Consider the following 20746-nt stretch of genomic DNA (forward strand, 5'->3'; position numbering starts at 1 on the left):
CCCCCCCCCCCCCCCCCCCCCCCCCCCCCCCCCCCCCCCCCCCCCCCCCCCCGCTCCCACAGGTTCTGCGTCTTGACTTACCTGTCAGGCATGAATCAGCTGTTTTTTTACTGTCACCTTGACCGTGCATGCTCTATCTACCAGAGGCGCCGGTGCGCCTGCCGTTGGAATCCAGAACTTTCTTCTCGGGCCTGTGGTCATCTACTGTGGACACACCCCAGGCACTTTGTTTTCGGACTATTGAGTGGTGATCGAGATGGAAAGTATCAGTCTATTGCTCGGTGAGGCTCTAAGCCCGTATCAGGTCACGTTGACCCCATCGGGTGCCCATGGCGAATGCCTGGTGACACTGAAAAGTGCGAGCGGCGCTACGGTGGTCGAACGGACGTTCAATCAGGCCCAGTTAACCGATAAACGTCTGCTGACGGATGTCGTCGACGGGCTGCACCGTGACGTGCTGATCGCTGAAGGACGCCTGGAGCCCTGTGTCATCGCGGCGTTGCGCAATGCTGCACAGGACAAGATCCTGGCCAGCCGAAATTGAATCGTTTTTTGTGGGAACCTTCCGGCGCCAAGGTCAGTCAGACCATGTAACAGCAGGATCAAGCATTGTGCTCCGGTGCTTGTAGCTTGTTGTTACTGGTCTTTATGTAGGCCACGTTTAACCCCGAGTCGTCTCCCCACTTCTCGGGGTTTCTTTTTGTCTGCGATTTGTCACTGCGCGGCCTGACGCTCGAAAAAGGCTTTGGTTTCTTCCAGGTAGTCCTTGCGTCTTTGCGGATCGAGCCAGTCGGCGTACAGCGGGTCCAGGCGCTCGCGGGGCAGGGCGCGCAATAGCTGATTGATTTCACTGATTGCCTGTCGCCCCAGGGGCGTATTCGAGCAACCGATGTACCCGGACAGGTACTTGCCCGTGCCTTTGACCGGATAGAACTCCAACTGCTCATCGGCAATATGTTCCTGACGAGCCTGATAGCGGATTTCCGGCCAGTAACCCAAGACCACCTGCAAACGACCCAGGCGCTGCATCTGCAACAGACTGCCGAGGGCGTTGTTGCCGTAGTGGGGCATCAGCGCGCCGGGCGGCGCCTGTTGCAGCAGTGTGTCGAGGAACTGACCGTAACGGCGCTCGGCCACTACCCCGACTTTCTCTCGACCGCTGGCCAACAGTGCTGCCAAATCGACTTCATCGCCAAAGAGAAAGGGCTCCAGCACCGACCGATCTTCACGTCGAATCACCAGCCCATTGCTGACCGCCCGGAAGGCCGGAATGGAAAAGGCGATCCATTGTTCGCGCTCCTTGCTCCAGATCAGCGAGGGGTCGCAGGTGAAGGAATCTTCGTGAAGCATTTGCATGCCGCGGGCGCGATTGACCCGCATCAGAGTGTGTTCGTATTGCGGCATGCCGGCGATCAACAGCGGCATCAGTTGATCGATAACCCCCTGGCCTTTTTTCGGGCCTTCGAAGATCGTCACGGGCGGCAGATCGCGCAGCAGCCAGAGCAAATGCTCTTTAGGTTGCGCCAGGGCCGGGGATATCAGCCCCGCCAAAAGCCCGAGCACCGCCAGCACACGCCCGATGCCGGCGTAATCGATTGCGGATGAAAACAGGCGCTTCAGCTTAAATGGCCCCGTCTTCACGTAGCCGTGCGATCTGTGCCGGGTCGTAGCCAAGGTCGTGGAGGACCTGCGCATTGTGTTCACCCAGCTGCGGCCCGACCCATTCGGAGCTGCCGGGCGTCTCAGAAAGTTTTGGCACAATGCCGGGCATCTTGAAGTCCTTGCCGTCGGGCAGCTTGGCTTGCAGGAACATTTCCCGGGCCAGGTACTGCGGATCGCTGAACATGTCTTCGGCACTGAAGATCCGGCTGGCGGGAACGTCGGCCTGGTTCAGTTGCTCGATCACCGCGTCCAGCGGTAGTGAGTTGACCCAGCGATCGATCACCCCGTAGATCTCGTCGCGACGGCTATCGCGTCCGTCGTTGCTGGCCAGCACAGGGTCGTTGGCCAGGTCTTCGCGACCGATGATCAGCATGAAACGCTTGAAGATCGCATCGCCGTTGGCGCCGATCTGTACGTGTTTGCCATCGGCGCTGGTGTGAATGGAGGAGGGCGTGATGCCCGGCATGATGTTGCCGGTGCGTTCGCGGATGAAGCCGAACACGTCGAACTCCGGGACCATGCTTTCCATCATGGCGAAGATCGCTTCGTACAACGCCACGTCCACTACTTGCCCCAAGCCACCGTTGACCTCGCGATGCCGCAAGGCCATCAGTGCGCCGATCACGCCCCAGAGTGCGGCAATCGAATCGCCGATGGAAATCCCGGTGCGCACCGGCGGCCGGTCCTCGAACCCGGTGATGTAACGCAGGCCGCCCATGGATTCACCGACCGCGCCGAAGCCCGGCTGATCTTTCATCGGCCCGGTCTGGCCAAAGCCCGACAGCCGCACCATCACCAGTTTCGGGTTCAACGCGTGCAAGACTTCCCAACCCAGGCCGAGTTTTTCCAGAACGCCAGGGCGGAAATTCTCGATCAAAATGTCCGCTTCGCTGAGCAGCTGTTTGAGAATCGCCAAGCCATCCGGGTGTTTCAGGTTCAAGGTCAAAGACTTCTTGTTACGCGCCTGAACAAACCACCACAGCGAAGTGCCTTCATACAACTTGCGCCATTTGCGCAGCGGATCGCCGCCGTCCGGGGACTCGATCTTGATCACTTCGGCGCCGAACTCGCCGCAAATACGCGAGGCAAACGGCCCGGCAATCAACGTACCCAATTCGATGACTTTCAGACCGGAGAGCGGTTTGTTGGAAAACGGCATGCTGAATCCTGTAGGACAAAGGCTGAGCGGATACAGAGTTTTAACATAGGCCGACGTCCATCGCCCAAAGTTGATGCCTTCAATTCGTTGATTGCCTGTTGCATCGGTTAGACTTGCCGCCTTTCCTCGTATCAAGAAGCCCGTTCATGGCCCAGCCGTCCACGACCTACAAGTTTGAACTGAACCTCACCGACCTCGACCGCAGCGTCTACGAGAACGTGAAGCAGACCATCGCCCGTCACCCTTCGGAAACCGAAGAGCGCATGACCGTGCGGCTGCTGGCCTACGCCTTCTGGTACAACGAGCAGTTGTCCTTCGGTCGCGGTCTGTCAGACGTGGATGAGCCAGCGCTGTGGGAAAAGAGCCTGGATGATCGTGTCCTGCACTGGATCGAAGTCGGTCAGCCAGACGCCGATCGCCTGACCTGGTGCTCGCGCCGCACCGAGCGCACCAGCCTGCTGGCTTACGGCAGCCTGCGGGTCTGGGAAACCAAAGTGATCCCGGCAATTAAAAACCTGAAAAATGTTCACATCGCCGCCGTGCCTCAGGAAGTGCTGGAAACCCTGGCCAAGGACATGCCGCGCGTTATCAAGTGGGATGTGATGATCAGCGAAGGAACGATTTTCGTCACCGACGACCGTGGTCAGCACGAAGTCCAGTTGCAGTGGCTGAGCGGTGAACGCGGCTGATTATTCGCCGTTGAACTGCGTTACCCGGTTTTATCCTACGTATTCAAGAGAAGCACCTGTCACCCCATGCGCATCGAACCTCGCCTGTTGCCCGACACCCTGCCGTTCCTCGGTGATATTCCACCGCTGCTGACCCGCCTTTACGCAGCGCGGGGCGTGCAGTCCGAGGCTGAACTGGACAAGAGCCTGGCGAGGCTGATTCCGTACCAGCAACTCAAAGGCATCGATGCGGCGGTGGATTTGCTGGTGACGGCCCTGGAGCAACGTCAGCGGATTCTGATCGTCGGCGACTTCGACGCCGACGGCGCGACGGCCAGTACCGTGGGCATGTTGGGGTTGCGCCTGTTGGGCGCGGCGCACGTCGACTATCTGGTGCCGAACCGGTTCGAGTACGGCTATGGCCTGACACCGGAGATCGTCGAAGTGGCGCTGACCCGCGAGCCGCACCTGCTGATCACCGTGGACAACGGCATTTCCAGCGTCGAAGGCGTCGCGGCGGCGAAAAAGGCCGGGCTCAAGGTGCTGGTCACCGATCACCACTTGCCCGGCGATGAGCTGCCGTTGGCCGATGCCATCGTCAATCCGAATCAGCCAGGTTGCGAGTTTCCGAGCAAAGCCCTGGCCGGTGTCGGGGTAATTTTCTACGTACTGATGGCCCTGCGCGCGCGCTTGCGCAGCCTCGGCTGGTATGAGAGCAAGCCGCAGCCGAACATTGGCGAACTGCTGGACCTGGTGGCACTGGGCAGCGTCGCCGACGTGGTACCGCTGGATGCCAACAACCGGATTCTGGTGCATCAGGGCCTGGAGCGGATTCGCGCCGGGCGCGCGCGGGCGGGAATCAAGGCGATCCTGGAAGTGGCCAAGCGCGACCATTCGCGCATTACCTCCACTGATCTTGGCTTCATCCTCGGCCCGCGTCTGAACGCGGCGGGGCGTCTGGACGACATGAGCCTGGGCATCGAATGCCTGCTCACCGAAGACGCGGGCGCTGCCCGTGAAATGGCCGCTCAACTGGATGGCATGAACCAGGACCGCAAATCCATCGAGCAGGGCATGCAGCGTGAGGCGCTGGCCCAGCTCAAGGATCTGCCGGTGGAATCGATGCCGTTCGGCCTGTGCCTGTTCGATCCCGAGTGGCACCAGGGCGTCATCGGAATCCTCGCCTCGCGTATGAAAGAGCGCTATTTCCGTCCGACCATTGCCTTTGCCGATGCCGGCGATGGCCTGCTCAAGGGCTCGGGGCGTTCGGTGCAGGGCTTTCATATTCGCGACGCTTTGAGCGTGGTCGCGGCGCAACATCCGAACCTGATCAGCAAATACGGCGGCCACGCCATGGCGGCAGGCCTGACGTTGCCGGAAGCGAATTTTCCGTTGTTTGCCGAGGCCTTTGACGCTGAAGTGCGTAGGCAACTGCGCGAAGAAGACCTGACCGGGCGCCTGCTGTCGGACGGCACCTTGGCGGTCGAAGAGTTTCACCTGGAACTGGCCCGCGCCCTGCGCCACGCCGGGCCGTGGGGGCAACACTTCCCGGAGCCGCTGTTTCATGGGGTATTCCAGTTGGTCGAGCAACGCGTCGTGGGGGAGCGGCACCTCAAAGTGGTGCTGAAAAGTGAATGCGGTTCGGTGAAGCTGGACGGCATTGCCTTCGGTATCGACCGTGATATCTGGCCGAATCCGACCATCAAGTGGGTTGAACTGGCTTACAAGCTCGACCTCAATGAGTTCCGTGGGAACGAGACCGTTCAGTTGATGATTGCCCACATCGAACCGCGATAACGGCACAGCCTTTGTGGCGAGGGAGCTTGCTCCCGCTGGGCTGCGAAGCGGCCCTAAAACCCTTAAACGCTTTTTTCCTGCGGTAACACGCCGGATGGTTGACGACTGCTACGCAGCCGAACGGGAGCAAGCTCCCTCGCCACAGGTATCGCCCGGACCTCAAATTTGGGTGTTTCATTTCTTGAACCCTCCCTGATCCCCCGATGTCGACTAGTCTCTAAGCACTGCTTGATTATCCTTGTGACGTCTTGTCGAATTTTTTGCCCGCGGGGGCGGGTGCTGCACCCTTTTTCCTGTCACTCGTCGACTATTCAAACAGAACCCTGGAGCCTGCCCACTGATTCGAGAGGTGCCCCATGAGTCTGCTGCTTGAACCCTATACCCTTCGTCAATTGACCCTGCTTAACCGCATCGCGGTATCCCCGATGTGCCAATACTCCAGCGTCGATGGGCTGGCCAATGACTGGCATCTGGTCCACCTCGGCAGCCGTGCTATCGGCGGCGCTGGTCTGGTATTCACCGAAGCCACGGCGGTCACCGCTGATGGGCGGATTACCGCCCAGGACCTCGGTCTCTGGAATGATCAACAGATCGAACCCTTGCAACGTATTACGCGCTTCATCGCTGCCCAGGGGGCCGTTGCCGGCATCCAGTTGGCGCACGCCGGGCGCAAGGCCAGTACGCATCGGCCGTGGCTCGGCAAGCATGGCAGCGTCAAGCCGGAAGACGGCGGCTGGACCCCGGTCGGCCCTTCGCCGATCGCTTTTGACCCCCAGCACACACCACCCAAGCAGCTCGATGAGGGCGAGATCGCTGACGTCATTCAGGCCTTCGTCGATTCGGCCAAACGGGCGCTGACCGCCGGTTTCAAAGTGGTCGAAGTACACGCCGCCCACGGTTACCTGTTGCACCAATTTCTTTCGCCCCTGAGCAATCAGCGGCGCGATCAGTACGGCGGCTCGTTCGAGAATCGGATTCGGCTGGTGCTGCAAGTCACCGAAGCGGTGCGTGCGGTGTGGCCTGAGGAGTTACCGGTGTTTGTGCGAGTGTCGGCCACCGATTGGGTGGAAGATGGCTGGAACCCCGACGAAACCGTGGAACTGGCGCGACGCCTCAAAGATCTGGGCGTGGACCTGATCGATGTCTCATCGGGCGGGACGGCGGTAAACGCCGAGATTCCTACAGGCCCCGGTTATCAGACCCGTTTCGCCGAGCGCGTACGCAAGGAGTCAGGCATTGCCACTGGCACTGTAGGAATGATCACCGAGCCGGCTCAGGCCGAGCACATTCTGCGTACCTGTCAGGCCGACATCATCTTTCTCGCCCGGGAACTGTTGCGTGATCCGTATTGGGCGCTGCATGCCGATGACGATCTGGGCGGGCACAAGGCTGTCTGGCCGGCGCAATACCAGCGGGCTACCCATCGTGACCAGCCGATTCATGAATCGGATTTGCGTGACTAGAAGGCCGCTGTAAAAACCAAAAAGCCCCGGTCGTGTTGACCGGGGCTTTTTGAATTCTGGTTCGGGATATTGGTCGGCGGTTCGGCCGTCTTCGCGAGCAAGCCCGCTCCCACAGTTGATCTTTGTCGTACACAAAATATGTGTCTCATGGAGATCCAATGTGGGAGCGGGCTTGCTCGCGAAGGGGCCATCTCAGACCCCGACTAACTCTCAGGTGTACTTACGCTTCTCCGGCGCCGGCGGGAAATACTGGTACAACCAGGTTTCACTCAACGTCCGGTCATTGGTGCGAATGAACAACCGCAGCTCCACCGGGGCCACGCTGTCATTGGTCGGGTACCAGTCGAAGGTAATGCGGTAGCCCTTGATGTCATCGAGCACCAACACGTTGAAGTCCTTCACTTGGCCATTCGAGCAGGTCACCACCGGCTCGATCCCCGCGCCTTCGGGCAAGCGGTCCAGACCGCCGCCGGTGAAGTCCACGGCAAAGCGTCGTGCCCATACCTCTGGGTAATGCTCGCCCGGCGCCCAGCCTTCAATGAAACCGCCCATGCCCGAACGGGTCGCGTTGACCCGCGCCAGAGGCGTACTCACCGGCGGCAGGGCACTCCAGTAGAGCTTGTAGCCATAGTTGAGGGAGTCACCGGCCGCGACCGGTTTTTTCGGCGTCCAGAATGCAACGATGTTATCCAGGGTTTCGCCGGTTGTAGGAATTTCCAGCAAATCGATAGAGCCTTCGCCCCACGCGGTTGTAGGTTCTACCCACAGACTCGGGCGCTTGCTGTACCAGTCGACGGTGTCTTGATAATTGGCGAACTCGTGATCGGTCTGCACCAGGCCGAAACCTTTAGGATCGGTGTCGGCAAAGGCATTGAATTGCAGGGTGGCCGGGTTGTTCAGCGGGCGGCAGATCCATTCGCCGTTGCCGCGCCACATCGCCAGGCGATCAGAATCGTGGATTTGCGGGTGAATGGTGTCGCACATGCGCCGTTCGTGAGTGCCGCAGCTGAACATGCTGGTCATCGGTGCGATGCCCAGTTGCTCGATGGCGGTGCGGGCATTGACGTGGGCGTCGACTTCCATCACCACACGCTCGGCCTGGCAATCGATGTCAAAACGGTAGGCGCCAGTGGCGCTCGGCGAATCGAGCAGGGCGTAAACCACGAAACGGGTGCTGTCCTTGTCTGGTGTCTCGAACCAGAACTTGGTGAAGTCCGGAAACTCTTCACGCTTCTTGGCGTACGTATCGATCGCCAGGCCGCGGGCCGACAACCCGTACTGGCCGGTGGCATCCACCGCGCGGAAATAGCTGGCGCCGAGGAACGACAACACGTCGTGCTTATCCAGTTCCGGGGCTTTGAACAGCTTGAACCCGGAAAAACCCAGGTCGCCTTTGAGCTGTTTAGTGTCGACGGTAGTTTTTTCGTAGTTGAACAGCGACGGGCGGAAATGCACCTCGCGCGCCAGTCGAGTCTTGGGATCGACGCTGTACATGCGCACCGGTTGCTTGAAACCCATGCCGACGTGGAAAAACTGCACATCCAGCTGACCTTTCAAGTCCTTCCACAGCGAGTGATTGCCGTCATAGCGAATCGCGTTGAAGTTCTGCGGTGTCATGGTCGCCAGCGTCGGCGGCAGCACCTGTTTGGTGTCCTGATAAGGCTTGCCGGCGAGCTGTTTGGCCTGGCTCTTCAGCGCTTCGAAGTCGAACGCCACAGCGTCGCCATCAGCCGCGCTGCTGCCAGCCCAGGCGCGTGCGGTCAATAGGCCGGTGGCCGAAAGACCAGTGTAAGCCGCGATGGCCATGGAGGCTTTGAGCAAATTCCTGCGGTGCATAAGTACAACCTGTCGTGAACAATCCCGCGCCGTTCCTGGCACGTGCTGGATCAAAAATAACGGTTCGGACATGCCTTGGCCAAACGCAACGGACTTTAGAGCAGATGCCAATAAGCTTAAACCGTTCAGTTGCAGAGCAAAAATGATTGATGGCACCGCGACAGCGCGGCAATGAAACAAGACATGTCAGGTAACGTTTCTCACGGCACTTTCTGATTTATAGGGCATATCTGCTTTTTTCGACTAATTACTCTAAAAACCGCTTTTCAGCGCCGATTTAATTTCTATTCTATGGGCATGACCGGTTTCGGCCCTTCAGGCCGGTGGGTTCAGCGCGTACAAGACGGCCGCTGAAAGTGATAGGGCGATGCGGTTTTGCAGTTTTCTCTGACGTATAGAAGGACATCGTCCATGTCGAAAGTACAAGGCATCACTGAAATGTTAGGACTCTTTCCCTGGCTGACCACCGGTCGGCGAAGGCGTCGGCTCAGTTCGGAGGAATTGAAGTTGGTGGAGCGGTATCGCGAGCTGTCGGAGAATGACCGGATTGCGATGCGGTATCTGGTGGATGCGATGCGCAGTGTTTCGCGGTTTTGAGCGCAGGTGCTTACCGTGAGAGCCATTTGGCTTTTACGGAGTCAAGTCGTCGGTGTCTGCCTTGATTGTGCAGTGAGGCCCTTCGCGGGCAAGTCGGATCGCCGCACGGCGATCCGACTTGCCCGCGAAGCTTTTAATGCTTGAACATCACGTGCCGAACAACGGTGTAATCCTCCAGCCCATACATCGACATGTCCTTCCCGTAACCAGACAGTTTCTGACCGCCATGCGGCATTTCGCTGACCAGCATGAAGTGGGTATTCACCCACGTGCAGCCGTACTGCAAGCGTGCAGACAGGCGATGGGCGCGGCCGACGTCCGTGGTCCAGACCGATGACGCCAGGCCGTAGTCTGAATCGTTGGCCCAGGCCAGCGCCTGCGCTTCATCGGTGAACCTGGTGACCGACACTACCGGCCCGAACACTTCGCGGCGCACGATCTCGTCGTCCTGTTGCACGTCGGCCAGCACCGTTGGCTCAAAGAAGAAGCCGTTGCCTTCCACCGCTTTGCCGCCAGTGATCAAACGGATGTGTGGTTGCGCCATCGCACGCTCAACCAACGCGGTCACGCGGTCGCGATGTTGTGCGCTGATCAACGGGCCAAGCTCCGTCGATGGATCATCCTGCAAGCCGTACTTGATACTGCTGACGGCCGCACCGAGCTTCTCGACGAACTGGTCGTAGATGCCTGCTTGCGCGTAAATGCGGCAGGCGGCGGTGCAATCCTGACCAGCGTTGTAGAAACCGAAGGTGCGAATACCTTCTACGGCGGCGTCGATGTCGGCATCGTCGAAGATGATCACCGGTGCCTTGCCGCCCAGTTCCATGTGCAGGCGTTTGACGTTGCCGGCGGTGCTGGAAATGATGTTCGAGCCAGTGGCGATCGAGCCGGTCAGCGACACCATGCGTACTTTCGGATGATTGACCAGTGCGGTACCGACCGCAGAACCACGGCCGTACACCAGATTAAGTACACCGGCCGGGAAGATGTCTGACGCCAGTTCTGCCAGGCGCAGGGCGGTCAGCGGGGTTTGTTCCGACGGCTTGAGCACCACGGTATTACCGGCGGCCAGGGCCGGGGCGATTTTCCAGGCGACCATCATCAGCGGGTAGTTCCACGGCGCGATGGAGGCAATGACGCCCACCGGGTCGCGGCGGATCATTGAGGTGTGGCCGGGCAGGTATTCCCCTCCCAGCGCGCCGCTCATGCAACGGTTGGCGCCGGCGAAGAAACGGAACACGTCGGCAATCGCCGGAATCTCGTCGTTCAGCGCGGCGCTGTAGGGTTTGCCGCAATTGTCCGACTCCAGTTTGGCCAGCTCTTCGCCATGGGCTTCGATGATGTCGGCGAGTTTGAGCAGCAGCAACGAGCGTTCTTTCGGCGTGGTTTGCGACCAGGCCTGGAAGGCGTTGTCGGCGGCCCGCACGGCGGCGTCGACCTGGGCTTCGCTGGCTTCGTTGATTTCTACCAGCACACGGCCCAGAGCCGGGTTGAACACGGCTTGGGCGGGGCCGTCGCCATTGACGAGTTGGCCGTTGATCAAGAGTTTGGTTTGCATGGCTATGTCCTCATCGAAGCTGCTTATGTGTTCCTGCTGAAACCGGCCCTCTGTGGGAGCGGGCTTGCCCGCGATGACTGACTGACATTCAACAGAAATGTCGACTGTAAGACCGCTATCGCGGGCAAGCCCGCTCCCACAGGATCCGGTTTCCACCTTGGAAATGCGTTGTCCGTTATTTCCCGCCACTGCCCGCAACGCTTTCCCCGCCCCGGGTCAGGTAATAAGCGCCGAGGATCGGCAACATGGTCACCATCATCACCAGCATCGCGACGACGTTGGTTACCGGCACGTCCCGTGGGCGGCTGAGCTGGTTGAGCAGCCACAGTGGCAAGGTGCGTTCATGGCCGGCGGTGAAGGTGGTGACGATGATTTCGTCGAACGACAGCGCAAACGCCAGCATGCCACCGGCCAGCATCGCCGAGCCGAGGTTCGGCAGGACGATGTAGCGGAAGGTCTGCCAGCCGTCGGCGCCGAGGTCCATCGAGGCCTCAATCAAACTGTATGAAGTGCGGCGCAAACGGGCGATGACGTTGTTGTAGACAATCACCACGCAGAAGGTCGCGTGGCCGACGATGATGGTGAACATTCCCGGCTCAATCCCCAAAGTCTTGAAGGTCGCCAGCAGCGCGATCCCGGTGATGATCCCCGGCAGGGCAATCGGCAGGATCAGCATCAGCGAGATGCCTTGCTTGCCGAAGAAGTCCCGCCGGTACAACGCCGCCGACGCGAGGGTGCCCAGGATCAGCGCAATCAATGTGGCGACGGCCGCGATTTGTAACGACAACTTGATCGCTTCCAGCACGTCGGGCCGGGAGAACGCCACACCGATCCACTTCAGGGTAAAGCCCTTGGGCGGAAAGCTGAACGCCGCGTCTTCAGTGTTGAAGGCGTAAAGGAAGATGATCAGGATCGGGAAGTGCAAGAACACCAACCCGCCCCAGGCAGCGATGCGTAGGCCCAGGGATGCCCGATCTTGAGATGAAGTATCAGAGCGCATCGAAAGCCCCCAAACGTTTGACGATGGACAGGTAAATGGCGATCAGCACGATCGGCACCAGCGTGAAGGCCGCCGCCATCGGCATATTGCCGATCGCTCCTTGCTGGGCGTAGACCATGCTGCCGATGAAGTAGCCCGGCGGGCCCACCAGTTGCGGCACGATGAAGTCGCCCAGGGTCAACGAAAAGGTGAAGATCGAACCGGCGGCGATGCCTGGAATCGACAGCGGCAGAATCACTTGCATGAAGGTCTGACGCGGTTTGGCACCGAGGTCGGCCGAAGCTTGTAAAAGCGACGGCGGCAGGCGTTCCAGTGAGGCCTGGATCGGCAGGATCATGAACGGCAGCCAGATGTAGACGAACACCATGAACCGCCCCAGATGCGAGGTCGACAAGGTGCTGCCGCCGACCCCCGGAATCCCGAGCACGAACTGCAACACCGGTTCCAGCCCCAAGTGCTGAACAAACCACTGGGCCACGCCGCCCTTGGCCAGCAGCAACGTCCAGGCATAGGCCTTGACGATGTAACTGGCCCACATTGGCATCATCACCGCGATGTAGAAAAACGCCTTGGTCTTGCCGCTGGTGTAGCGCGCCATGTAGTAGGCGATCGGGAACGCCACGACCGCACTGGCGATCGACACGACGACTGCCATGCTCAGGGTGCGCAGGATGATGTCGAAGTTCGACGGCTGGAACAGCGCGGTGAAATTCGCCAGGGTCAGGTCGGGCGTGACCGTCATGGTGAAGTCATCGAAGGTGTAGAAGCCTTGCCACAACAACGTCAACAGCGAACCGAGGTAGATCGCACCGAACCACAGCAGCGGCGGTACCAGCAGCAGCGACAGATACAGGTTCGGCCGGCGGTACAGCACGTTCGAAAACCGGCGCAACGGCGAACCGCTGGCAGGGGTTTGAGGAGCGGCCACGCTGTTCATCTCACACCCCGCCCACAACATTGTCGTGCAACGGGATCATCGCCTCGCGCGCCCAACGAGCGCTGATGCGTTGCCCGGTCTGGTGTTGCGTGCTGACATCCAGCCACTGAACGTTGGCCTGGCTGATGTTCAACGTCTGGCCGTTTTCCAGTTTCAGTTCATAGCGGGTGGCGCTGCCTTGGTACTGGATGTCGTGCAGCAGGCCACTGACTTCGATTTCATGGCTGGCCAGCGGGCCTTCGGCGAAACGCACGTGTTCGGGGCGGATCGAAAACGGCTGTGGATTGCCGCTCAACTGCTGCGCCAGATCGCCGCGAATCACGTTGGACGTGCCGACGAATTCGGCGACGAATGTGGTAGCCGGTTTCATGTACAGGTTGCGCGGTGTGTCGACCTGTTCGATGCGGCCCTTGTTGAACACCGCCACACGGTCGGACATCGACAGCGCTTCGGTCTGGTCGTGGGTAACGAAGATGAAGGTGATGCCGAGCTGGCGTTGCAGCTTCTTCAGCTCACCTTGCATTTGCTCGCGCAGCTTCAAATCGAGCGCGCCCAAGGGCTCGTCGAGCAGCAACACGCGAGGGCGATTGACCAACGCGCGGGCCAGGGCCACACGCTGACGTTGGCCACCGGAGAGTTGCACCGGTTTACGCTCGCCGTAGCCGCCAAGGGCGACCATATCGAGGGCTTCTTCGGCGCGTTTTTGGCGTTCGGTCTTGCCGACACCTTTGACTTTCAAACCGTAGGCGACGTTGTCGAGTACGTTCATGTGCGGGAACAACGCGTAGTCCTGGAACACAGTATTCACGTCACGCTGATACGGCGGTAAGCCCGCAGCTTCGGCGCCGTGAATACGGATGGAACCCGCGCTCGGTTGTTCGAAACCGGCGATCAGGCGCAGGCAGGTGGTTTTGCCTGAGCCGGAGGGGCCCAGCATGGAAAAGAACTCGCCGTCCTGGATATCGATGGAAACCCGGTCAACGGCCTTCACCTCGCCGAACTGCCGGGAAACGTTGGTGAACTGGACTGCAAGCGTCATGGTGCGGTGCTCCGAGAAGGCGAGGATCGTCACAGTGACCTTGCCTGGACTTCTGAAATCTTCATTGATGATCGTTCCCACGCTCCGCGTGGGAATGCAGCCCGTGACGCTCTGCGTCAGCTCTGCTCGAATGGACGCGGAGCGTCCGTTGATGCATTCCCACGCAGAGCGTGGGAACGATCAATTGGTGTTAGCGACCACCCATAATCGCAATGTAATCCTGGGTCCAGCGGCTATAAGGCACAAACTTGCCGCCTTCAGCCTGCGGAGTTTTCCAGAAGGCGATCTTGTCGAACTGGTCGAAACCGTTGGTCTTGCAACCCTCGGCGCCCAGCAGTTCGCTTGCCTTACACCCCGCCGGGACCGCTGGCAGCGAGCCGAACCAGGCGGACACATCGCCCTGGACCTTCGGCGTGAGCGACCAGTCCATCCACTTGTACGCGCAGTTCGGGTGCTTGGCCTCGGTGTGCAGCATGGTGGTGTCGGCCCATCCGGTGGCGCCTTCTTTCGGGATGGTCGAGGCGATCGGCTGTTTCTCGTTCATCAGGCCGTTGACCTGATAGGGCCAGGCGCTGGCAGCCACCACGCCTTCGTTCTTGAAGTCACTCATCTGCACGGTGGTGTCGTGCCAGTAGCGATGGATCAACTTTTGCTGGGCGCGCAGCAGATCGAGAACGGCCTTGTACTGTTTTTCGTCGAGCAGGTAAGGATCCGTGATGCCCAGTTCCGGCTTGGCGGTTTTCAGGTACAGCGCCGCGTCGGCGATGTAGATCGGGCCGTCATACGCTTGCACGCGGCCCTTGTTGGATTTGCCGTCGGACAGCTTCTGCTCTTCGAACAGCACGCCCCAACTGGTAGGTGGCTGCGTGAACACCTTGGTGTTGTACATCAACACGTTCGGGCCCCATTGATAAGGGGTGCCGTAAGTCTGGTTGTTGACCATATACCACGGTGCATCCTTGAGGCGTGGATCGAGATTTTTCCAGTTGGGAATCAACGCGGTATTGATCGGCTGCACACGTTTGCCGGCGATCAGGCGCAAGGACGCGTCACCGGATGCCGTCACCAGGTCGTAACCGCCCTTGGCCATCAGGCTGACCATTTCATCGGACGTGCCGGCCGTCTTGACGTTGACCTTGCAGCCGGTTTCCTTCTCGAAGCCGGTCACCCAGTCGTAGGTTTTGTCGGTTTCGCCCCGTTCGATATAGCCGGGCCAGGCGACGATATCCAGCTGACCTTCGCCGGCACCGACGGCTTTCAGCGGCTCGGCGGCCTGCAGACTGGCGCTGGCCAGCAGCGCCGTGGTGATTGCACTGAGCAGTGCGGTCTTGTGCACAAGCATGGTGAACCCTCTTCTTTAAATTATGGTCGGGGCAGTTCTGAACGGGGTGAAGCCAATGCCGTTATGGCTAATTGTTAGCGTAGTGCGCTTTTATAAATGCTGTCCGTGACGGGCCATGATGTGGCGCACCACGCTGTAGTCCTGCAGCGAATCACTGGATAAGTCTTTGCCATAGCCCGAGCGCTTCAGGCCGCCATGGGGCATTTCGCTGACCAGCATGAAATGGCTGTTGATCCAGGTGCAGCCGTACTGCAAACGCGCTGCGACCTGCATGGCTTTGTCGAGATTCTGGGTCCAGACCGAGGAGGCGAGGCCGTATTCCGAGTCGTTGGCCCAGTCCACCGCTTGTTCGAGCTCATTGAAGCGGGTCACGGTGACCACCGGCCCGAACACTTCGCGCTGAACGATTTCATCGCTCTGTTTGCAACCGGCCAGCAAGGTCGGCTGGTAATAGAAGCCGGCACCGGAATGCACCGCCGCGCCGGTCACTCGCTCGATGTGCGGCTGGCCGAGGGCACGCTCGACGAAACTGGCCACGCGGTCGCGTTGGCGAGTGCTGATCAGCGGGCCGATCTCGTTGTCGGCATCACGTTTACCGGCAAAACGCAGGCTGCCGACCGCTGCGCCGAGTTCGGCCACCAAGCGGTCATGAATCCCGGCCTGGGCATAAATCCGGCAGGCGGCGGTGCAATCCTGGCCGGCGTTGTAATAGCCGTAGGTGCGCACACCCTCTACCACTGCTTGAATATCCGCGTCGTTGCAGACGATCACCGGCGCCTTGCCGCCGAGTTCGAGGTGGGTGCGTTTCAGGGTTCTCGCCGCGGCCTGGAGGATTTTTTGCCCGGTGACGATATCGCCAGTCAGCGACACCATGCGCACTTTCGGGTGGCTGACTAAATGGCTGCCGACGCCTTCACCGCCACCGCAAATAATGTTGATCACCCCGCGCGGCAGGATCTCGGCGAGCGCCGGTGCCAACGCCAGAATCGACAGTGGCGTGTGTTCCGACGGTTTGAACACCAGCGTGTTGCCAGCGGCGAGGGCGGGGGCGATTTTCCAGGCGGCCATCATGATCGGGTAGTTCCACGGCGCAATCGATGCGACCACACCAATCGGATCGCGACGGACCATGCTGGTGTAACCCGGCAAGTATTCGCCGCTGAGCTGGCCGGTCTGGCAACGCACGGCACCCGCGAAGAAACGGAACACATCGACCGTGGCGCTCAAATCGTCCTGACGCGCCAGGTGCAACGGCTTGCCGCAATTCAGCGATTCGAGGCGGGCGAGCAGGTCGGCGTTTTTTTCAATGGCGTTGGCGATGTCCAGCAGCAGGTTCGAGCGCTGCTGCGGCGTGGTCCGCGACCAACTGGCAAAGGCGCGGTGGGCGGCGAGGATCGCGGTTTCGACCTGCTCGGTGCTGGCTTCGGCAATGTGCGTCAGCACTTCTCCGGTGGCCGGGTTGAGGATGGGTTCGACGAAACCCTGGCCCGCGACCAACTCGCCATCGATCAACAACGCGGTGAACAACGGAGTCTGCGCGCCAGCCATTTTTCGGGTTCTCTTTTCTTGTGTGGCCATGGGATTCCCTGTGACTGGGCCCGGCCGTCTTATAGATGCTTCAAGACTAGTGGCCGGGCTTGTGGTCGACAAATACTAAATACTGAAGGTGGCGTTCGATTAAATAGATGGCTTGCGCCCGCCATGGGGTTGTTCGCGAGCGACGGTCAGGAACGGGTCCACCAGCGCGGGCCGGGCAGTGCCGCGACGCCACGCCAGACCGACATCGAGGGTCTGGCTCAGGTCGGCGATCGGCCGCGCTTCGATGATGTCGCCCTCCAGGGACCACGGGCGGTAAGTCATGTCCGGCTGAATGGAAACGCCCAAGCCCGCGGCGACCAGGCTTCGTACCGCTTCCGTCGAGGCTGTTCGCAAGGTGATGCGCGGTTGCAGCGAGGCCGCCGACCACATGCGCTGGGCGTTGCGGTCCATTTCATCGACGTTCAGCTGAATCAGCGGCTCGCGAGCGACATCGGCGAGGTTGATGCTGTCGTGTTCCAGCAGCGGATGCTGGGCCGGTAGCCACAGCCGATGGGGCGAGTGAGTCAGCACTTCGGTCTGCAAGGCGTGGCGGTCTTCCAGATTGGAGAGGATCAGCACGCCCACATCAATTTCACCGCTGACCAGCAAATGCTCGATGTACGGCCGCTCATCTTCCATCACGCGTATTTCAACGTTGGGGTAAGCGCGCTGGAACCGGGTGAGCAAATCCGCCAGGTAATAACCGGCGACCAGGCTGGTCACGCCGATGATCAACTGCCCGGCAACCTGATCGGTGCTCTGTTGCAGGCTGCGCTTGGCATTGTCCACCGTGGCCAGAATCAGGTGTGCCTGACGCAGGAATTGATGACCCTGGTGGGTCAGGGTCATGCCCTTGGCGTGGCGATTGAACAGGCCGACACCGATTTCCTGCTCCAGTTGCTGGATGGCCAGGGTCAGGGTGGACTGGGAAATGAACGCGGTTTGCGCGGCGGCGGAGATCGAACCGGTCTCGGCCACGGCAATGAAGTGGCGGATCTGACGCAGGGTCATCATGGGGAATTACCGGGTGGGCGGTTTTTATCGATTTGCCCGAGTGTATATCTTTTTAATCGATGGATTGGTTTGTGCGGGGCGGGACGACAAGTCGCTTGAATGCTGCCCGCCAAGTGCTTCGAGGACCGAGCCAGAAATCCCTTACCGTTCGTCTTAAACCCCCATCTACCTGTTATTTATGACAGTAGGCAGAACCTTCCCTCAAGTATCCAATCCGTTCACTACCGAGGCACTTGCCAAGGGGTCATTCTTTTTTGTGGATAGGAGCTTTCTCATGACCAGTCAGCAACTTTTTGCCGCCAATGGCGAACCTGTAGGGCAAAGTGTTCTGTTTCCTCCCGAACGCGACATTGGCGTCCTGGCGGTATTTCCACCCTATGTCATGGGGGGCAAGCAGCTGGAGGATGGCAGCGTCGGAGTCAACTACAGCATGGTCCACAGCGATGCCAAAGGATTGCTGTGTTACATCCTGTCGTATATCAACATGTCTGCTGACGATTGGATCGATGTGTCCCTGGGGAATGGTCCGGCGACCGAACCTTTCCAGGTCACGGACAAATACGTCAATCAAAACGTTCCCTTCTACATCTCATCCGACACCATGAAGGAGAGCTATCCGGCGGGTGGGGGCACGCTTGTTCTGTCCTGTCGCATTGAGCGTTTGAGCGGAAATCCGGAAAACTCGCTTCCCCTCAATCTGTTCTATAAAGATCATGCCCCCGGCGAGCTCGATACCGATCTTGGCAACCCGTTCAACCAAGGGCTGAAATTGCCGGTACCGTCGGAGACCATCATCGACCAGAACGTGATCGCCGAGGGCATGACCGTTACCGTAAAGGCGTACCCGTTTCAGGCCCAGGGTGACAAAGCTTCTCTCGCCATCGGAACGCTTAAACCCATACCCGAGCTCAAGGTTCAAAACCCCCCGCAAGATATTGTTTTCGAACTGACCCCAGAGCAGCTCAAACAACTGCCCGCGACCGACAAGGTGATAGTGCGCTATCAACTGATCGACAAGGTGCATAACCGCAGTGGTTGGTCGGACTCGGTGGTGGTGCAGTCCAAACCCAATGTCAGCCTGCTTCCGGCGCCGGTGATCAACAACGCGGATGCTGCCAACGTGGTCAATCATGACGAGCTCGCTGGCGGGCCCATGGTAGTGATGATATCGGGCGTCTTCGCGAGCGGTGATGTGATCGTACTGAAGTTGGTGGGTTTCACCCATTCTGGCGATCTGGTCGAGCATTCTTACAGCATGACCCTGACGGGTACCACCAGAATGGTGTTGTTCGATGTCGAGAACGAGCGAGTGCAGGTATTGATTCGGGGTTCGGTGGCGGTAACCTACGTGCTGACCAAAAAAAGTACTGGTGTGCCCCAGGACTCGAAACCTGCCTATGCCACCATCGATGGCTCGGCAATTCTGTTGCGCGCGCCCAGTGTCGAACAGGCAACGGAAAACGAACTGCCGGCCGATACGCCGCTGGCCAACGTGTTGGTACCGTTCTACTGGCCGTTAGTCAGGGGCGCGGAGGTGAAACTGTATTGGCAAGTCACCGGCAACGATGGTGTGGTCAATCGATACGTTTTTGGGCGCACCATAGAAGACCCGACCCAACCCGTCACTTTCGGTGTATTGAACAAATACATCGCACCGTTTGCAAATAGCCCGTTAGTCGTTCAATACGAGATTACAAACCCGGGACGGCCACCGGTGGTGTCCGAGTTGCTGAAGTTGCAGATCGGTGAGCTGGCCATTGTGTTATCGGCTCCCAAAGTGCTCAAAGCGCTCAATGGGATGATTCCCGATCCATTGTTGTTCCCGGACGGCGCCATTGCCCAAGTGGAAGTTCTCGGTAAGCCTGGAGACAAAGTCAAGCTCATCGTCAAAGGCGCGCCGGGCGCAGGCTCACCCACCTTTGAAGCCAAGGTGCTTAATACCAACAACCGCGCCAACTTCACGCTGGACAAGGCCTTCATCGCGGCGAACATGGGCAAACAGGTTCAACTGAGTTATGAGTTTTTCCGCGTTGGTCAGGAAGGGCGGCCATCACTTTCTATGACGCTCACGGTGGGTACGATTGCCGATAACCACCCAAGCCTGCCAATCCCGGGGATCGTTGGCGCGACAGGCCCTGAACTGCATGTGACCCAACTGAATGACACCAACCCGCTACAAGTGGCCGCGTGGCCGCTGCAAGTGGTGGGGCAGCGTATGTGGTTGCGCTATGACGGGTTTGATGCCGGTGGTAAGGCGATTTTCTTTGAGGACCTCAAAGGAGAGCCACACAACACGCTCGGAGACCTGACCCGGCCGGCACCGCTTGAGTGGTTGAAGACGCTCAAGGATGGCAGTGCGCTGACCATCAGCTTCAGCGTGAGCTTTGATGGAGTAGGGGCGGTGCGTTTTCCGGTGCGCACCTATACCGTTAAAGCGTTGAATTTCGGCAGTAGTAATCATGTTCAACCCATTAACAATTATTTCATAGTGCAAGGTCGGCCACCGAGTGTCCCTCCTGTACGCGGTAGCTACACTCGAACAGCCACCGGTGGTACCGAGCCTTATCGATATTCTTCTTCCAACAGCCAAGTTGCACTGGTAGATCCAGCCACTGGCACGGTACGTGCTGGCAGTAACGGCTTCGCGATAATCACCGTCACGGATGCAGCCCAGAATACGGCCTCCTATCGCATTGAATTCTCGGGAATAACGTTGGTCACTTTAAAAGAAAATATCTGGTGGGATTCGAGCGGTTGGCCTCAGCCACCAAAAGAGAACGCGCTTTCACTTGCAGAGTTAAGGGTGTTTTGGGAAACCTATTATCCATCCGAGGGACCTGTGGCCGCTGCATTGGGGTGGCCTAGGACACTCTACTGGAGCAGCAACAACATTTCTGTTATCGGCGACGCATGGGCGTTTCGTTTGAACGAAAACATTGGTAGTGGTGACGGTAAAGTTCAGACAATTGGTGGTACCCGACTTCCAGTAGTCAGCAAAATCATTTAGTAATCGCCGTTACTAGAAAAAGGAAAGAAGGGGCGCCCATTAGCCGTTTTCAAGTCAAGACTAATGGGTGTCCCGTTTTTTTTTGTTTA

The 20746-nt window shown here is 59.2% G+C and carries 16 protein-coding genes; 6 read left to right on the top strand and 10 right to left on the bottom strand.

From position 1 onward, the window contains the following. Nucleotides 1–256: 256 nt before the first annotated feature. Nucleotides 257–544, top strand: a complete 288-nt coding sequence (locus AC1RQB_RS24660; RefSeq protein WP_007897606.1) for a DUF3509 domain-containing protein — start codon at nt 257–259, stop codon at nt 542–544. Between the two features lie 170 nt (nt 545–714). Here AC1RQB_RS24660 and AC1RQB_RS24665 read toward each other — a convergent pair whose 3' ends face one another. Both AC1RQB_RS24665 and AC1RQB_RS24670 read right to left on the bottom strand, forming a co-directional pair. Next, on the bottom strand, nt 715–1641 hold the full coding sequence (locus AC1RQB_RS24665) for a TIGR02285 family protein (RefSeq protein WP_063342601.1): 927 nt from the start codon (nt 1639–1641) through the stop codon (nt 715–717). Further along, entirely contained in the window at nt 1622–2821 is a 1200-nt protein-coding gene (locus AC1RQB_RS24670) for a CaiB/BaiF CoA transferase family protein (protein ID WP_007897613.1), read from the bottom strand. The genes AC1RQB_RS24665 and AC1RQB_RS24670 overlap by 20 nt, the downstream gene beginning before the upstream one ends. Before the next feature lie 146 nt (nt 2822–2967). On the opposite strand from AC1RQB_RS24670, the gene AC1RQB_RS24675 reads away from it, so the two are divergent. The 3 genes from AC1RQB_RS24675 to AC1RQB_RS24685 all read left to right on the top strand — a co-directional run bounded on the left by AC1RQB_RS24675 (nt 2968) and on the right by AC1RQB_RS24685 (nt 6749). Then, the gene (locus tag AC1RQB_RS24675) at nt 2968–3510 is read left to right on the top strand and encodes a YaeQ family protein (protein WP_008072874.1); all 543 of its coding nucleotides are present in this window, start codon (nt 2968–2970) and stop codon (nt 3508–3510) included. A gap of 66 nt (nt 3511–3576) precedes the next feature. Beyond that, nucleotides 3577–5286 carry a single-stranded-DNA-specific exonuclease RecJ gene (gene recJ, locus AC1RQB_RS24680; protein WP_063342602.1) on the top strand — a complete coding sequence of 570 codons (1710 nt, stop codon included), beginning with the start codon at nt 3577–3579 and terminating at the stop codon, nt 5284–5286. Between the two features lie 356 nt (nt 5287–5642). Continuing rightward, a complete protein-coding gene (locus AC1RQB_RS24685) occupies nt 5643–6749 on the top strand; it encodes an NADH:flavin oxidoreductase/NADH oxidase (RefSeq protein ID WP_008072878.1) in 1107 nt (368 codons plus the stop codon). 210 nt (nt 6750–6959) lie between these two features. Here AC1RQB_RS24685 and AC1RQB_RS24690 read toward each other — a convergent pair whose 3' ends face one another. Further along, the gene (locus AC1RQB_RS24690; protein ID WP_063342603.1) at nt 6960–8585 is read right to left on the bottom strand and encodes a glucan biosynthesis protein D; all 1626 of its coding nucleotides are present in this window, start codon (nt 8583–8585) and stop codon (nt 6960–6962) included. 411 nt (nt 8586–8996) lie between these two features. Between AC1RQB_RS24690 and AC1RQB_RS24695 the strand changes: the two genes are divergently transcribed. Beyond that, on the top strand, nt 8997–9182 hold the full coding sequence (locus tag AC1RQB_RS24695; protein ID WP_008072883.1) for a hypothetical protein: 186 nt from the start codon (nt 8997–8999) through the stop codon (nt 9180–9182). A 133-nt stretch (nt 9183–9315) separates the two neighbouring features. Here AC1RQB_RS24695 and AC1RQB_RS24700 read toward each other — a convergent pair whose 3' ends face one another. From AC1RQB_RS24700 to AC1RQB_RS24730, 7 genes are all read right to left on the bottom strand, one after another. After that, a complete protein-coding gene (locus tag AC1RQB_RS24700) occupies nt 9316–10740 on the bottom strand; it encodes a gamma-aminobutyraldehyde dehydrogenase (protein ID WP_063342604.1) in 1425 nt (474 codons plus the stop codon). Nucleotides 10741–10915: 175 nt separating this feature from the next. Beyond that, nucleotides 10916–11740 (bottom strand): ABC transporter permease, encoded by an 825-nt coding sequence (locus tag AC1RQB_RS24705; protein WP_008072886.1) that lies wholly within the window; start codon nt 11738–11740, stop codon nt 10916–10918. Continuing rightward, nucleotides 11730–12677, bottom strand: a complete 948-nt coding sequence (locus AC1RQB_RS24710; protein ID WP_063342605.1) for an ABC transporter permease — start codon at nt 12675–12677, stop codon at nt 11730–11732. The genes AC1RQB_RS24705 and AC1RQB_RS24710 overlap by 11 nt, the downstream gene beginning before the upstream one ends. A 1-nt stretch (nt 12678) precedes the next feature. Further along, nucleotides 12679–13716, bottom strand: coding sequence for an ABC transporter ATP-binding protein (locus tag AC1RQB_RS24715; RefSeq protein WP_008072891.1), 1038 nt, complete (start codon nt 13714–13716; stop codon nt 12679–12681). Between the two features lie 190 nt (nt 13717–13906). Then, nucleotides 13907–15058, bottom strand: a complete 1152-nt coding sequence (gene ydcS / locus AC1RQB_RS24720; protein WP_063342606.1) for a putative ABC transporter substrate-binding protein YdcS — start codon at nt 15056–15058, stop codon at nt 13907–13909. A gap of 90 nt (nt 15059–15148) precedes the next feature. Further along, nucleotides 15149–16606, bottom strand: coding sequence for a gamma-aminobutyraldehyde dehydrogenase (locus AC1RQB_RS24725; protein ID WP_063342607.1), 1458 nt, complete (start codon nt 16604–16606; stop codon nt 15149–15151). A 129-nt stretch (nt 16607–16735) separates the two neighbouring features. Further along, entirely contained in the window at nt 16736–17650 is a 915-nt protein-coding gene (locus AC1RQB_RS24730) for a LysR family transcriptional regulator (RefSeq protein ID WP_008072897.1), read from the bottom strand. 274 nt (nt 17651–17924) lie between these two features. On the opposite strand from AC1RQB_RS24730, the gene AC1RQB_RS24735 reads away from it, so the two are divergent. Then, nucleotides 17925–20657, top strand: a complete 2733-nt coding sequence (locus AC1RQB_RS24735; protein ID WP_063342608.1) for an immunoglobulin-like domain-containing protein — start codon at nt 17925–17927, stop codon at nt 20655–20657. Nucleotides 20658–20746: the final 89 nt, after the last annotated feature.

It is taken from the genome of Pseudomonas sp. GW822-FHT02E03, assembly GCF_058802325.1.